The organism is Nostoc mirabile CHAB5784 (genome assembly GCF_020829645.1).
Taxonomy (GTDB): domain Bacteria; phylum Cyanobacteriota; class Cyanobacteriia; order Cyanobacteriales; family Nostocaceae; genus Nostoc; species Nostoc mirabile.
Genome location: NZ_JAIVFS010000001.1, coordinates 21,418 through 35,466 on the forward strand (window position 1 = coordinate 21,418; position 14,049 = coordinate 35,466).

Here is a 14,049-nt window from a genome sequence, read left to right on the forward strand (position 1 = left end):
ATCTCACCCTCTGGGTATTAAGCCACGATATCGGTTCATTTTTTCCTCATAAATTCGTCAGTCAAGATGATTTACTAAAAGCTGCAAAAACTGTAATTGCTAAAATGATTTAATTTACAACTCGAAAGCACAGAGGTAACTTAGATCATTCAAAATTACTAAGACCCATCATCTGATAGGCAATAAAAGCAGTATCAAAAGGTTTGAGGTAATTTACATTCGTGGAATAACTAGATTCAGAGTTGACGGCTGTGTTTATTGATGCGCCACTGTTTTTACTATTGGCTGTATGAAGTTTAGTGATTTTAGGTAGATTAATCCAAGTAAAAATCTGTGCATAACTTATCAATTTTGAAAGTTTCATCGAGTTATTCTCAACTAAAATAAAGTACAATTATTCAGTTTAATTTAGTAATAGAGTCCTAAAAATGTTGAATTAATCTGAATAGTTTTATTTTTAAATTACCCAAACGGCTGAGTCAAATTACTCCAAATATCAAAATTTGGAAATTCGGAGACAGGTTAGTAAATAAAAACTTATAAAATGCAAAAACAATTAACATGCAATATCTTGCTTGCTAACATTTTTAGAAGGTGCGATCGCTCACATATAGGTAATTATGATGTTCTCTTATATATATTTTTTTCCTTACGCTATAAACTCAAATTCAACTGTGTTTTAGCTGATTAACTTTGCATACCAATATGCTAGAAAATCCTTCTGATAAAAACAAATACATTTAATTGTTAATTCGATAAATAAAAGTGATTATAATTAATATTGGCATCGCAAAGTTTTCTATCAACCTTACTTAGCATTCATTTGAGCAGTTAGGCGTTAAGGAGGATAAAATAAGCTGATCGTGTCAAAATGTTAAGTGTATAGTTTATTTGCAAACTCACTTATGCCGAAAGCAATTTGGAATGGCGCAGTTTTAGCCGAGAGTGATAATACCGTAGTTGTAGAAGGCAACCATTATTTCCCTGTTGACACCATTAACAAGCAGTACTTCACAGAAAGTAACACTCACAGCAGTTGTGCTTGGAAAGGTGTCGCCAGCTACTACAGTATCGACGTTGATGGACAAATCAATAAAGATGCTGCTTGGTACTATCCCAGCGCCAAGGAGAAAGCTAAGAATATTGAAGGCCATGTCGCCTTCTGGAAGGGTGTCAAAGTTGAGGCTTAATAAAGCTTCCTGGAAGTATTTTAGTTTCAGGGACATTAAATGTCCGACTAATTGCCCATAAAATAATTAGCCCGCGCAGGAGAAATCTGAGCGGGCTTCGTATTTAACTATTTGCAGATTTATTTTAATACGTGATTATACCTCAATACGCTTGGGTTAAGGGTAAAACTCTTTATCAAGGTCAAATTTTTTAACGTAGACGCTGCATCGGCTTGCCGCAGGCTACCGCAAAGGCGCAGAGGGAACAGAGAGAAGAAAAAAATGCTTAACCCAAGCGTATTGAATTATACCTTCGCCTTGCGAAATGCTGTTTGCTTTCTCTTCGCTAGCCAAGCCAGACTACCAGCAAGTATACTACCAGCGATCACACTTGGTTCGGGTACTCTTCTCAGTAAAATAACGTCACTGACTGTAACAGTTAAAGTGCCTCCTGCTCCTGAATTAATGTTACCACCAGCGATCGCACTTGGTTCGAGTACTCTTGTCCCGATAATGCCACTGGCTGTAATAGTTACGGTGCCTCCTCCTCCTGAATTATTGCTACCACCAGCGATATCGCTTGGTTCGTTGGGTATTGCGATTATAAAACCATTAAGGGCGTCGATACTTATGTTGCCTCCTACTCCTGAATTATTAGTACCACCAGCGATCGTGCTTGGTTGGAGTAGTGATCTCAATATAAGAATTGGACTTTGGACAAATATGTTACCTCCTGAACCATTGCTGATTTGCCCAGAATTGATGTTGGCGCTATCGAGAATCGTTAGGCTACCAGTAGAGATAGTTAAATCGCCGGCGTTACCGATGTTACTTAGATCCCTAACCTCACTACCATTGGTCAGCGTCAGCTCATTAGCATTGATATTCACACTATTGTTACCCTTAATAGTGCTATTAATAAGCCTCAGTTCACCAGTAGGGTTATCTATTTTCAGATTGTCGCCGCTGATGGTGCTATTGATAAACGTTAGGTTACTAGAATTGTAAGCGTTGATATTACCAGCGATCGCTAGCCCAGAAAATGTAACATCGGCGGCGTTAATGTCAAATACGGGGAAGTGATTATTGCTACTGATGGTAAGTAAGTTAGTACCTGGGCCATTAATAGTTAGATTTTTAGCGATCGCAAGTGCCCCACTTGTTAGGCTAATTGTACTGGGATGACTTCCCAATAAGAACTCTACTACGTCATTGTTATTTGCAATGTTGATGGTGTCTCGCAACGAGCCAACGCCACTATCATTGAGATTGTTAACCACAAAGGTAGCAGCTTGTGCTGATTCCACTTGCATTATTACCCAACCCAGAGCAACGGCTGTGGAAATAGCTTGAGCCACAGCCTTTTTTGTATTGTTTTTTGTCACTTAAAACTCCTCGGATTAATTTGTCAAAACTCGGAAAATCGGGGATATTTAGTCTTAGAGGTTGTTTGAAAAGTATTTGGCTGTGATTTAAGGAGGCAGTTACTAACTACCTCCCGACAAATTAAAGCTTGGATGGACTGAGAAATGCTTTGACAGCAGGCTAAAAACTCAGCTAGCTGCTCAACAACATAATCAAGACCACTCCCAGGATAATCGATCCACCACCAAGGATGAATGACCAAAAGCGATGGTAACTGTTGACAATGGTGCCATTTTCACTTTGGAGTTGAATCAGATCCATCCAAGGTGCAACACCCCGACGGAACCAACCCACAGCCCCCACTTGTTCACCAATCAAGCTTTTGACTCGCTTCATCCCAAACAGGAAATTGCCGATGGGGCCAAAGCGTGAGGCGTAATGCAGATAAAGCATTCCGCTACGATCCTGAATTTTTAAATCGGAACCAAACTTATAACCAGCGTCGCCACGACCAATTAGTTGACCTTCAAGTTTTGCCGGTTGTCCGCGCAACGGACTGGCGTAGGGGTCTGACATCAGGGTGAGAATATCAGTTTCTGCTGCTTGCTTGTAGTCGGGGAACATCACCAAGGCTTTAACAATAATCCCCATCCCTAAACCAATTAGTGGCGCACCAAATGCTAAACCTGTGTTTGGAGAACTTGACCACAGAATCACACCAATTACCAAGCCAACGAAGAAACCTATAGTTTCAGCGCCGTACAGCACAACATCTAAAAAGAAGTTACCGTAAAGCCTACTCTTACTCAGAGTTTTGCCTTCTCCAATAACTCGCCCCATATCGAACTCAGTCGCTAAACCCAACTGTTCAGCATAGGTGCTTAATGCACGAACTCGCTTACCTGTCAATGGGTGAGTGGAATTTAATTCCATCCACCAGCCCCAAGGGTTAAACATATCCCACAAAAAGACGCGACCAACTTTTTGAGTATCGGATGTAATGCGGTAGGCGGTTCCTGTGCAAGCGGCGGCTTTATGGTCATAAATACTCAAGGCGCGAGTTCCTTCAATTAAACGGCTGGGTTCTTGTGTCCGTGAACCTTCTTCTAATATCCCGTAGGCAATCTTCACCAAAGCGCGGGATAATCCATTAGGATTACCTGTACTTTCGGCTGCAAAGTGGTCAGCAAAGTATTCTCGTGTGCGGGAGAGGTACAGCAATAGATAAGTACCAATGATATAAAACACGTAGGCAACTAGACCAGCAGTTTGCATAGCATCTTTAATTTTGCTATCGCCACCACGCCCAAATCTTCTAGCTGTGCTGTAAATCAAGTAACAAATTTGCACTAAGGTAGAAGCTACTGTCATCACTGCAAAGTCCCAGTGGACGATGTGCCCCAATTCATGGGCGTAGACGGTAGCAATTTCATCGTCATCCAGATAAGTAAAAAGTCCCTGACTAACCACTAAACGGGCGCTGTTAGGTAATGAGCCATAAGTAAAAGCCGTGGGGTTTTGGTCGTTAATGATGCCTAAACGGGGCGCTTTCAGCTTTTTCTGTTCACAGATTTGGCGAATAACCTTAGCTGTCTCTGGACTGAGGGTTTCAACTTCGGCTAACTCTACCCAGCGAGTTTGGTAAAGCCAGCTTTGGGTTAAGTCCATGAGAAATGGAGACAGGAAAAAGGCGGCAATATTAAAAACTAGGGTAATACCAATAGCGATCGCTAGCCCTTGGAGGGGATCGTCGCTACCCAAAATAAATACTAAACTCAAACCTAAAGCGAAGACCATGCCAAATAGCAAGGTCATAGTGATACCAGAAGCTAACGCCAAACTACCACCCACACCCCCCATTGCTAATTTCATCCCTGTAGTAGCGGCGCGACCAGCTTTTTGGCTGGCGTTAGATTGGGTTGCTGGCGTTTGGCGGAAGGATTGACTAGCTTGTTCTGCCCAACTGCGAGCCTGTGGGTTTTCACTCATCATTAACTTTTGACACAAAATCTTGGCTTTTTCGATTTCGCCTGTGGCTTGATAGGCTTTAATCAGCCACATCTGTGCTGAAAGATAATCTGAGGAATCACGTTCAACGCAATCGCGGCAGAATTGTTCTAGTAATTCAACTGCTTCTTGATAACGTTTTTCTTTTAAGGCTTCTAATCCCGATTGCAATGACATAGGATCTCCTTAGCATAGGAGTGGTATTTGATCCATCAATACTCAATAGATCCAGCGTTCGTCATCACAATTTCGTAAAAATTCAAATATCAGCAGTATAAATTATTTACTTAAGGAAAAGACTAGAGAAACATACATTACGATGTCTCTCTAGCCTCCGGTACGCATAAATCATTTTTAAGATTTTCAAACAAGCTCTGTAACAATACTTATAATATTTTTGGTGCTGTAAGTTTAGTACCTTTAATTTGTCTGCGTTCGATAATCACAGAATAAATGTTTTAAACCAAGTTTTGCTTCACCCGATCAGATTAATTATTGATTACCCAAATGGTTCACCCGATTGGGGGAAGACGATAAGCAATGGTGAACTCAGATTGATAAGATAAAGAAAAGGTAAAGATTTGTACTATGACTATTCTTAACATTGCTTCTCCCCTAATTGCGATCGCAGGGCAAACCCGCCAAGCTGCAAGTAAACTAGCGATTCTCTCTACTGAGGCAAAAAATCAAGCGATCAAAGCGATCGCTCAAGCTTTAGAATCAGCTAAAGATGAAATTTTACAAGCAAATGTTGCTGATTGTGAAGCTGCTACTGCTGAAGGAATTCCCAAACCGCTTTATAAACGCTTACAGTTGGATGAACATAAATTAAGAGATGCGATCGCTGGGGTACGAGATGTTGGTAAGCTAGCTGATCCTATCGGTAAAGTACAGATTCACCGCGAACTTGACAGTGGTTTAATTCTGAAGCGAATTACTTGTCCTTTAGGTGTTTTGGGAATTATTTTTGAAGCACGTCCAGAAGCGGCGATTCAAATTGTTTCCTTAGCAATCAAATCGGGAAATGGTGTGATTCTCAAATGTGGAAAGGAAGCGGTGCGTTCTTGTGAAGCGATAGTTAAGGCAATTAAACAAGGATTATCTCAAACTGCTGTTAACCCTGATGCGGTGCAGTTGTTGACAACTAGAGAAGAAACTCTAGAACTTTTGAAGTTAGATAAATATGTAGATTTAATTATTCCTAGAGGTTCTAATTCTTTTGTCCGCTTTGTGCAAGAAAATACACGGATTCCTGTATTAGGTCACGCCGATGGTATTTGTCATCTTTATATAGATAAAGCGGCTGATATTTCTAAAGCAGTTCCGATTACAGTAGATGCAAAAGCGCAATATCCGGCTGTTTGTAATGCCATTGAAACTTTGCTAGTTCACGCCTCTATTGCTAGAGAATTTTTACCAAAAGTTGCCGATGCTTTGCAAGAACGCCATGTGGAATTAAGAGGTGATAAACGCACATTGGAACTTTTGCCTAATATCGTACCTGCAACAGAAATAGATTGGGAAACAGAATACAGCGATTTTATTTTGTCTATTAAGATTGTAGATTCTTTAGAAGGTGCGATCGCACATATTAACGAATATGGTTCTCGTCATACTGACGCGATTATTACTGAAGATTCAACATCAGTGGAAACCTTCTTTGGATTGGTAAATTCAGCCAATATATTCCACAATTGTTCTACCAGATTTGCTGATGGTTTCCGGTATGGCTTCGGTGCAGAAGTAGGGATTAGTACACAACAAATGCCTCCTCGCGGCCCCGTTGGTTTAGAAGGATTAGTGACATATAAATATCAAATGACTGGCGATGGTCATATTGTAGCTACTTACACTGGGGCTAATGCAAAGGCTTTTACTCATCAGGATTTAGTGTAAAACATCATCAAAAGTATATGCTCTAGTAACGCTAGAAATACACCGATTTATCCGGTGTATTTTTTATGTTAATAGTTTATCTGAATTGTCAAAAGTTTTAATTGGGCCATGCCATCGATGATCATTTAAGAAAACCTCGTTAAAAGCTCCATTAGTGTATTGACTAATTACCTTACTCCAAAAAACTTGTGCGCCTAAGTTCAAAGCAGTCTGCCGTACCTCCCAACTGCCAGGAAACTGGTTGAAAATGTGAGTGGCTACCTGTTCCCCAATGCCCTGACTTCGATACTTCTTGAGGATAAAGAACTCAGCAATAGACATAGCATTGTTATCTTGATAAAGATAGGTGTGCTGATTAATAAGTACAAACCCTGCCAGTTTCTCGTCAACTTTAACCAGAAATGGATGTCGCTCAGGTTCTGTCCAATAGTAATCAAGATATCGATAACCAAACAAGCCGCAGGTATCTACATCTTTAGCTTCTATCTCACTCAGGTCATACTGGTATAGTTCCATTAAATTACACAGCACTGACTTCTGTTGTTGAGTAGCTTTTACCACTTCGATTTTCATAAAGCATCTACGATACTGAAACTAAAACATAATGAGCGCCAACGATTTGAACAATATCTCACATCCTAATTGGGAAGCATTGGAATCGATGTCAGATGACGACATTGATTATTCTGAATATTCCATTATTAAACGATGAGTTTTTCGAGAAGGCAATGTTGAGATTGCCAGCAACTCAAGCACAGAACTTAATTCAGATTGATCCAGATATGATAGCTTGGTTTCAATTCCAGAGTGTCGAACACAAAACACTCATCAATTCTGTCATGCGTCAACACATCAAATCTTTGAGACGAAGCGATCGCTTCAAGAATCTTGACTCGAAAGGGTTAGTTCTGGAGTTAACATTAACCTATCGGGCCAGTTACAAAAAAATAGATTTGGCATGAGTAGCAAAACATCCAAGGTCGGTGTCATTGGTGCGGGGAATGTGGGTGCAGACGTAGCAAATGCTTTAGTGCTACTCGGTAAATGTGTAAAAGTCGTCCTTTTTGACCGAACCTTATCAAAAGCTGAGGGGCAAGCATGGGATATTGAAGACACTATTCCTCTACTTAAAGAGATAGAAATTATAGCGTCAGATCGGTATGAAGATTTAGCTGATTCTGATGTGATTGTCGTGACTGTTGGGGTGCAGCAAAAAGAAGGACAAAGCCGATTAGATATATTGAGCGATAATGCAGAGATCATGCGTTCAACAATAAAAGAATTGGATCGAGTTGCACCAAATTCAATCGTACTTATTGTTAGCAATCCAGTGGATGTATTAACACGGATTGCAATCGCCAATTCCACAAGAGCAGAAAACCTAATTTTTGGTTCGGGAACCGTTCTTGATACTGCTAGACTGAGATATCAACTTGGCAAGCAACTGAACGTTAATAAACAAGACGTTCATGTTTATGTAATTGGAGAGCATGGAGACAGTGAATTTATCGTTTGGTCTAGTGCATTTATTGGGGTAATTGCGTTAACTGAATTTCCTATCCCACAAGGAGCAACGCTGGAGCAAATTCAGGAAGAGTACGCAGAGTTAACCCGTAGGCGAGGCTATAACATTTCTGAACGTAAAGGAAATACTAGCTATGGCATCTCAACAGTAGTTTGTCAGTTAGTTGATACCATCTTGCGAGATGAAAAGCAGATATTTCCAGTATCGGTAAGAGCAGATTCTAAGTATGGAGTTGGTAGTGAAGTTGTTCTTGGACTTCCATGTATTATTAGCTCCCAAGGTATTGAGCGCCAACTGGTATTACCAAGAAATGCTCATGAACAACGCTTATTAGAAGAGTCAGCCACCAAACTGAATCTTGCCTACAATTCTTTGGATAATTAAAATCAACTCAAATAGTCTGTTTAAAAACGTCCTTTTTTGAATGTTAAACTAATGCTTTCAACAAAGCCTGAAGCTTAAGTTGCACCTCTGCAAACTCCTTGTCAGGATCAGATCCAGCGACGATACCAGCACCAGCATACAATCTCGCGCGATCGCCAGATTTAAAATTTATGTAACAGCAAAATCAGATAATCGTAGGTTGGGTGGAACGTAGTGAAACCCAACAAACCCGCGAAAATGTTGGGTTTCGTTCCTCCACCCAACCTACGCAGTTTATGGTTTTTGGCGCTAACTGAACTGTATTGGCACCCCATCTTAAGATAAATGGATCATTGGTAATATGCTAACTCTCTTTTTCAAGGGCGTTTCTAACAGAATTGTGGTAAATATCTTTAGCTGGCATACAAGATTAGTAATTAACTTTAAACTAACGCTTTCAATAACGCCTGAAGTTTAAGTTGCACCTCTGCAAACTCCTTGTTAGGATCAGAGCCAGCCACGATACCAGCACCAGCATACAATCTCGCGCGATCGCCATCAATTAATGCTGAACGAATTCCCACAATAAACTCGCAGTTCCCCTGAGAATCTATCCAACCCAGAGGTGCAGCATACAAACCTCTTTCAAAGTTTTCATAACGTCGAATTTCGGCACAGGCTACATCTCGTGCTGCACCAGCAACGGCTGGTGTAGGATGCAATTGCGCGACAATCTTTAATGGATGTATGTTAGCGGGAACTGTAGCACTGATTGGTGTCCATAAATGCTGGATATTCGATAATTGTCGCAGCCGTGGTGCTAATATTTGGGGTAACAAACCTAGCTGGCATAGGCGTTGGGTAATGAAATCAAGCACCAGTGAATGTTCGTGCTTTTCTTTTTCACTATTAAGCAAGCGATTGGCATTAGCTGCATCTTCTGCAGGGGTTTTACCTCGTGGTGCAGAACCAGCTAAAGCATCAGTGATTAACTGTTGATTATTAATACTAATTAATCTTTCTGGACTTGCACCAATAAAATTTTGTCCTTTGCCATTACTTGTAGAAAAAATATAACAATTAGGATGTATTTGCCTAAGATTATTTAAGGATTTAACTAAGTCAAATTGGTTGCTTGATTTTACATCTAATATATCTGCTAGGACAATCTTGCTTAAATGACTAGACCTAATTTTTTCCAAAACAGATACTACTGAACGTTTAAACCCAGTAGCATTCGTGACAGATTTCTTGTATAACTTGGCTGGAAAAAAATCAATATTAGCAGAGTAATATTCTAAAGATTGGATAAATTCAATTTTATTTTGCACATTTTCCAATAATCTTTGAATATTTACACTTTCATTGATAATTATATTTGTTACTAATATGCAACGCTGATTTTTAACAGCTACTTGCCAACGGGGAAGAAAGATGGTAGCAGATGGAAACGGATAATCTACTTGGGCATTTTTATCAAAAAAGCTGAAATAACAAAAAAAGTGAGGCCCAGAAAAACCTTGGTTAACGTTACCAAAGTTAATTATATTTTTTAGACAAGATTTGATAAAATGTTCAGCTTGAGTAAAACGAGCTACACCATCAATTTGTAACTTTGCCACGGCATCAATTGCCGCGATCGCTTCTCCTTTACTTTTGTCCTCAAAGTAAAAATTTATTTCATTTGCTTGTGTAAGTTTATCTAATACAAGTAAAGGGTCAACTAAATCGATCTCTTGAGAGATACTGACAATTTGCCTGCAATTATTTTTGACGCACTTTTCTTGCACTGCTACCAAAAATTGATATAAATCTTTGTGTACAAAGAGGTTGCTACGACATGGTGAAACTGTCATGGATCTATAGTAAATTTTTTTTAAGTTAACTTCCTAAAGTGTAATTAATCGTGGTCGTATTTCTACAGGTAACATATTAAGTTGTCATTTCACCAGCGTAGGATTTGCGTTGTTTATGGTGTTCCCAGACCCTGACAAGCCAGTTCCAGCCCAAGCCTGGAACGTGAGAGTGGAGTGTTAACAACACAAGCTTAACGAGCCACAGTCAAAGTGGCAGTTGTTTTTAGCTCATGAATATCTAGCGTCTCTTTAAATTATAAAATCTCAAGTGTGAGTAATATTCCGGCAATTTAATTAATCACGACTGATGACAACCAAGCAGATTTTATATCCCAATACTAAGTTATGGATGGCAGCGATTAAACCGCCAATGTATAGCGTTGCCATTATGCCCATTTGGGTAGGAACAGCAGTAGCATTTGCTGAAACTAAAAATTTTAATGGTACAGTATTTTCTACTTTTGTAGCTGCGGCAATTTTAATTCTCGCCTGGGAAAATATCAGTAATGATGTCTTTGATTCCGAAACAGGTATTGATCAAAATAAGCACCATTCTCTGGTTAACTTAACAGACAATAAGTCATTAATATTTTGGATAGGAAATTTGTGTTTAGGTTTGGGGTTGCTGGGCATATTAGCGATCGCTCTTTGGCAACAAGACCTAACTGTTATCGGCATCATTTTACTATGCTGTGGTTTAGGCTATATGTACCAAGGGCCTCCCTTTCGCTTAGGATATCAGGGTTTAGGCGAGATTCTTTGCTTTTTTGCCTTTGGCCCCTTAGCAGTAGAGGCAGCATACTACAGCCAAACCCAAACTTGGTCAATGACAAGTTTAGCAGTCTCAGTCATTGTCGGGATTGTCACAACCTTAATTTTGTTTTGCTCACACTTTCACCAAGTTAAGGATGACATAGCAGCAGGCAAGCGATCGCCTATCGTCCGTCTGGGAACTCAAAAAGGGGCCCAACTCCTAGTTTGGTTTACTGGTAGCATTTATCCCCTCACCTTGCTATTTGTGCTATTGGGAATTTCTCCAGCTTGGACGTTATTGAGTTGGGTGAGTTTACCGTTTGCTGTCAAATTATGCCGCCATGTCCAAGAAAATCACAACCAGCCAGACAAAGTTAGTAACTGTAAATTCATCGCCGTAGCGGTGCATTTCTGGGCTTGCTTGCTGCTTGGACTGGGATTTATGCTTTAGTTGGGCATGGGGCACTTATACTGAGCGACTTGTGCCGAGCATCTCGACTTACTTCGACTACGCTACTTCGGCTGCGCTCAGTACAAGTCAATACAAGTCGCTCGATGGAACCGAAGCCGAGGTAAGCCGTTGGCGCAGCCTCTCCAAGAGTTGTATTGGGCATTGGGCATTAGAGCAAAGGGAAAATGACTAATGACTAATGGCTACAGATTTGAATTTCGTCCTTATCAGCGAAGATTTTTGCGAACACTGACTACCAATCATGGTAATTGGGATATCCGTAAGGGGATTATCCTCCGGCTTACCGATGAATCAGGTAAAATCGGCTGGGGAGAAATTGCACCCATTAGCTGGTTCGGTTCCGAAACCCTAGAACAAGCTTTAGATTTTTGTCGCCAACTCCCAAGAGAAATCACAGACGAGATAATTTTCTCCATCCCAGATGAGTTACCTGCTTGTCAATTTGGCTTTGAGTCAGGGTGGGAGATGGGGAGTGGGGGAGATGAGGGAGATAATTTTATAACTCCTAACTCCTGTATAGACGCGATTAATCGCGTCTCTACTCCCAACTCACTTTTCTACAGTGCCTTATTACCAGCCGGGGAAGCGGCTTTAAATCAATGGGAAACGTTGTGGGAGCAGGGATATCACACGTTTAAGTGGAAAATTGGTGTGTATGCGATTGCTGATGAACTAGAAATTTTGAAGTCACTGATAGACACCTTACCAGACTTTACCAAACTGCGATTAGATGCCAACGGTGGACTCACCTATGAGGAAGCTAACTTATGGCTACGGACTTGCGACAATCTCAAGGCGAATGCAGAACTAGCTGTAGAAATTGAATTTATCGAACAACCCTTACCCGTTGAGCAATTTCAGCAGATGTTGGAATTGAGTACGAGTTATGAAATTACGATCGCAATAGATGAATCTGTCGCTACACTTAGGCAACTCGCCGCCTGTTATCAACAAGGTTGGCGAGGGATTTTTGTGATTAAGCCTGGGATAGTCGGATCGCCATCTCGTCTGAGAAAGTTTTGCCACCAGCATAAAATTGATACTGTATTTTCATCAGTATTTGAAACTGCGATCGGTAGACTTGCAGCACTCCGGCTAGCAGCAGAATTATCCCGAAACAATAGGGCAGTTGGTTTTGGCATTGACCATTTTTTTGAACAAGAAGAAACGTGGCTTCAAAGTCTATGGAACAACCTTTAAACTGTCTTAATAACCTAACTCAGGATGATTGGCTTATTGGTTACAACAGCCGTCAATTTAATCAAATAGCTCAAGAATTATATTTAGAACTAACACAATTATCAGCGTGTAGAATACCACCAAAAATCATCTTAGCTGAACGCGAACCAGTACGATTTTTAGCAAGTTTCATTGCCGCTTGTGCAGCTAATTGTCCAGTTTTTCTTTGTAACCCCGACTGGGGAACACAAGAATGGCAGCAAGTCTTTGATTTAGTACAGCCAGATATTATTTGGGGAATAGGGAATAGGCTTGCCGTGAGCGTAGCCGAAGGGGAGTGGGGAGTAGGGAATCGGAATTGCGAAGAAATTACTATCATATCTCCCTCATCCCCCTCATCTCCCCACTCCCCACTCCCCACTCCCCACTCCCCACTCATCCTGATTCCCACAGGTGGTTCATCGGGGCAGATTAAATTTGCTATCCATACTTGGGAAACTCTCATCGCATCTGTACAAGGATTTACAGAATACTTTCAACTAAAGCGAGTCAATTCTTTTTGTGTATTACCGCTATATCACGTTAGCGGTTTAATGCAATTTATGCGCTCTTTCACCACCGGGGGTAAACTGGCTATTCTGCCATTTAAAGCAGTAGAAACAGGTCAAATATTCAATATTAAACAATCAGAATTTTTAATATCTTTAGTTCCAACGCAGTTACAAAGACTCCTGCAAAATCCCGAATTAACTCAATGGCTAACCCAATTTAATACTGTACTTCTGGGAGGTGCGCCAGCATGGAACGAACTACTAGAAAAAGCCAGATTTCATCGCATCCGGTTAGCACCTACTTATGGCATGACAGAAACCGCCTCTCAAATTGCTACCCTCAAACCAGATGATTTCCTCAGTGGTAAAATTAGTAGTGGTCAAATTCTTCCCCATGCAAAAGTAACTATTCGCAATCAGCAAGGCGATATTTTAAATTCCAGTCAAATCGGAAATATAACCATTCAGGCTCAATCTTTAGCCCTTGGGTACTATCCAATAACCAGAGAAAATCAAGCTGATTTCCAAGTAGATGATTTAGGTTTTTTAGACGAGCAAGGTCATTTAAATATTGTCGGACGTAACAGCGACAAAATTATTACAGGTGGAGAAAATATTTACCCAGCAGAAATTGAATCAGCTATACAAGCAACTCAATTGGTTGCCGATATTTGTGTCATCGGCATCCCAGATAAACACTGGGGACAAGCCTTAACAGCGATTTACATTCCCAAAAAATCAAATACCTCTGCCTTAAAAATCCAAACCCTACTCAAAGACAAACTCAGCAAATTTAAAATTCCAAAATATTGGATTCCCCAACAAAATCTACCTCGCAACTCCCAAGGTAAAATTAACCGCCAACAATTACAGCAAATAGCCAGAGAATTCCTCCAAAATCCCATCACATAAT

Annotated in this window: 13 protein-coding genes and 1 pseudogene; 8 read left to right on the plus strand and 6 right to left on the minus strand. The window is 40.5% G+C overall.

The features are described from left to right. Positions 1–145 precede the first annotated feature (145 nt). Positions 146–364 (minus strand): hypothetical protein, encoded by a 219-nt coding sequence (locus tag LC653_RS00110; protein WP_229492041.1) that lies wholly within the window; start codon positions 362–364, stop codon positions 146–148. Between the two features lie 541 nt (positions 365–905). Here LC653_RS00110 and LC653_RS00115 point away from each other — a divergent pair. After that, entirely contained in the window at positions 906–1,190 is a 285-nt protein-coding gene (locus LC653_RS00115) for a DUF427 domain-containing protein (RefSeq protein WP_229492042.1), read from the plus strand. 284 nt (positions 1,191–1,474) lie between these two features. On the opposite strand, the gene LC653_RS00120 is transcribed toward LC653_RS00115, so the two are convergent. Together LC653_RS00120 and LC653_RS00125 are read right to left on the minus strand one after the other, a co-directional pair. Beyond that, the gene (locus tag LC653_RS00120) at positions 1,475–2,554 is read right to left on the minus strand and encodes a PEP-CTERM sorting domain-containing protein (RefSeq protein WP_229492043.1); all 1,080 of its coding nucleotides are present in this window, start codon (positions 2,552–2,554) and stop codon (positions 1,475–1,477) included. 172 nt (positions 2,555–2,726) lie between these two features. Beyond that, positions 2,727–4,718, minus strand: a complete 1,992-nt coding sequence (locus LC653_RS00125) for a zinc metalloprotease HtpX (RefSeq protein ID WP_229492044.1) — start codon at positions 4,716–4,718, stop codon at positions 2,727–2,729. Positions 4,719–5,129: 411 nt separating this feature from the next. On the opposite strand from LC653_RS00125, the gene LC653_RS00130 reads away from it, so the two are divergent. Continuing rightward, the gene (locus LC653_RS00130) at positions 5,130–6,437 is read left to right on the plus strand and encodes a glutamate-5-semialdehyde dehydrogenase (RefSeq protein WP_229492045.1); all 1,308 of its coding nucleotides are present in this window, start codon (positions 5,130–5,132) and stop codon (positions 6,435–6,437) included. A gap of 63 nt (positions 6,438–6,500) precedes the next feature. Here LC653_RS00130 and LC653_RS00135 read toward each other — a convergent pair whose 3' ends face one another. Next, on the minus strand, positions 6,501–7,010 hold the full coding sequence (locus LC653_RS00135; protein ID WP_229492046.1) for a GNAT family N-acetyltransferase: 510 nt from the start codon (positions 7,008–7,010) through the stop codon (positions 6,501–6,503). Between the two features lie 95 nt (positions 7,011–7,105). On the opposite strand from LC653_RS00135, the gene LC653_RS00140 reads away from it, so the two are divergent. Further along, positions 7,106–7,399, plus strand: a complete 294-nt coding sequence (locus tag LC653_RS00140) for a hypothetical protein (RefSeq protein ID WP_229492047.1) — start codon at positions 7,106–7,108, stop codon at positions 7,397–7,399. Next, the gene (locus LC653_RS00145; RefSeq protein ID WP_229492048.1) at positions 7,396–8,346 is read left to right on the plus strand and encodes an L-lactate dehydrogenase; all 951 of its coding nucleotides are present in this window, start codon (positions 7,396–7,398) and stop codon (positions 8,344–8,346) included. Before LC653_RS00140 ends, LC653_RS00145 begins: the two co-directional genes overlap by 4 nt. Before the next feature lie 43 nt (positions 8,347–8,389). Here the strand turns inward: LC653_RS00145 and LC653_RS47160 are convergent. After that, positions 8,390–8,503, minus strand: a pseudogene (locus tag LC653_RS47160) (chorismate-binding protein); the annotation flags it as partial. A 265-nt stretch (positions 8,504–8,768) separates the two neighbouring features. Further along, on the minus strand, positions 8,769–10,181 hold the full coding sequence (locus LC653_RS00155) for an isochorismate synthase (RefSeq protein ID WP_229492049.1): 1,413 nt from the start codon (positions 10,179–10,181) through the stop codon (positions 8,769–8,771). 307 nt (positions 10,182–10,488) lie between these two features. Here LC653_RS00155 and menA point away from each other — a divergent pair, with 307 nt between their 5' ends. The 4 genes from menA to LC653_RS00175 are packed head-to-tail and all read left to right on the plus strand — an operon-like array spanning position 10,489 to position 14,048. Next, positions 10,489–11,385 (plus strand): 2-carboxy-1,4-naphthoquinone phytyltransferase, encoded by an 897-nt coding sequence (menA, locus tag LC653_RS00160; RefSeq protein WP_229492050.1) that lies wholly within the window; start codon positions 10,489–10,491, stop codon positions 11,383–11,385. Between the two features lie 31 nt (positions 11,386–11,416). Beyond that, positions 11,417–11,578 (plus strand): hypothetical protein, encoded by a 162-nt coding sequence (locus LC653_RS00165; RefSeq protein WP_229492051.1) that lies wholly within the window; start codon positions 11,417–11,419, stop codon positions 11,576–11,578. Further along, positions 11,578–12,606 (plus strand): o-succinylbenzoate synthase, encoded by a 1,029-nt coding sequence (locus LC653_RS00170; protein WP_229492052.1) that lies wholly within the window; start codon positions 11,578–11,580, stop codon positions 12,604–12,606. The genes LC653_RS00165 and LC653_RS00170 overlap by 1 nt, the downstream gene beginning before the upstream one ends. Then, the gene (locus LC653_RS00175) at positions 12,591–14,048 is read left to right on the plus strand and encodes a 2-succinylbenzoate--CoA ligase (protein WP_229492053.1); all 1,458 of its coding nucleotides are present in this window, start codon (positions 12,591–12,593) and stop codon (positions 14,046–14,048) included. The genes LC653_RS00170 and LC653_RS00175 overlap by 16 nt, the downstream gene beginning before the upstream one ends. Position 14,049 lies beyond the last annotated feature (1 nt).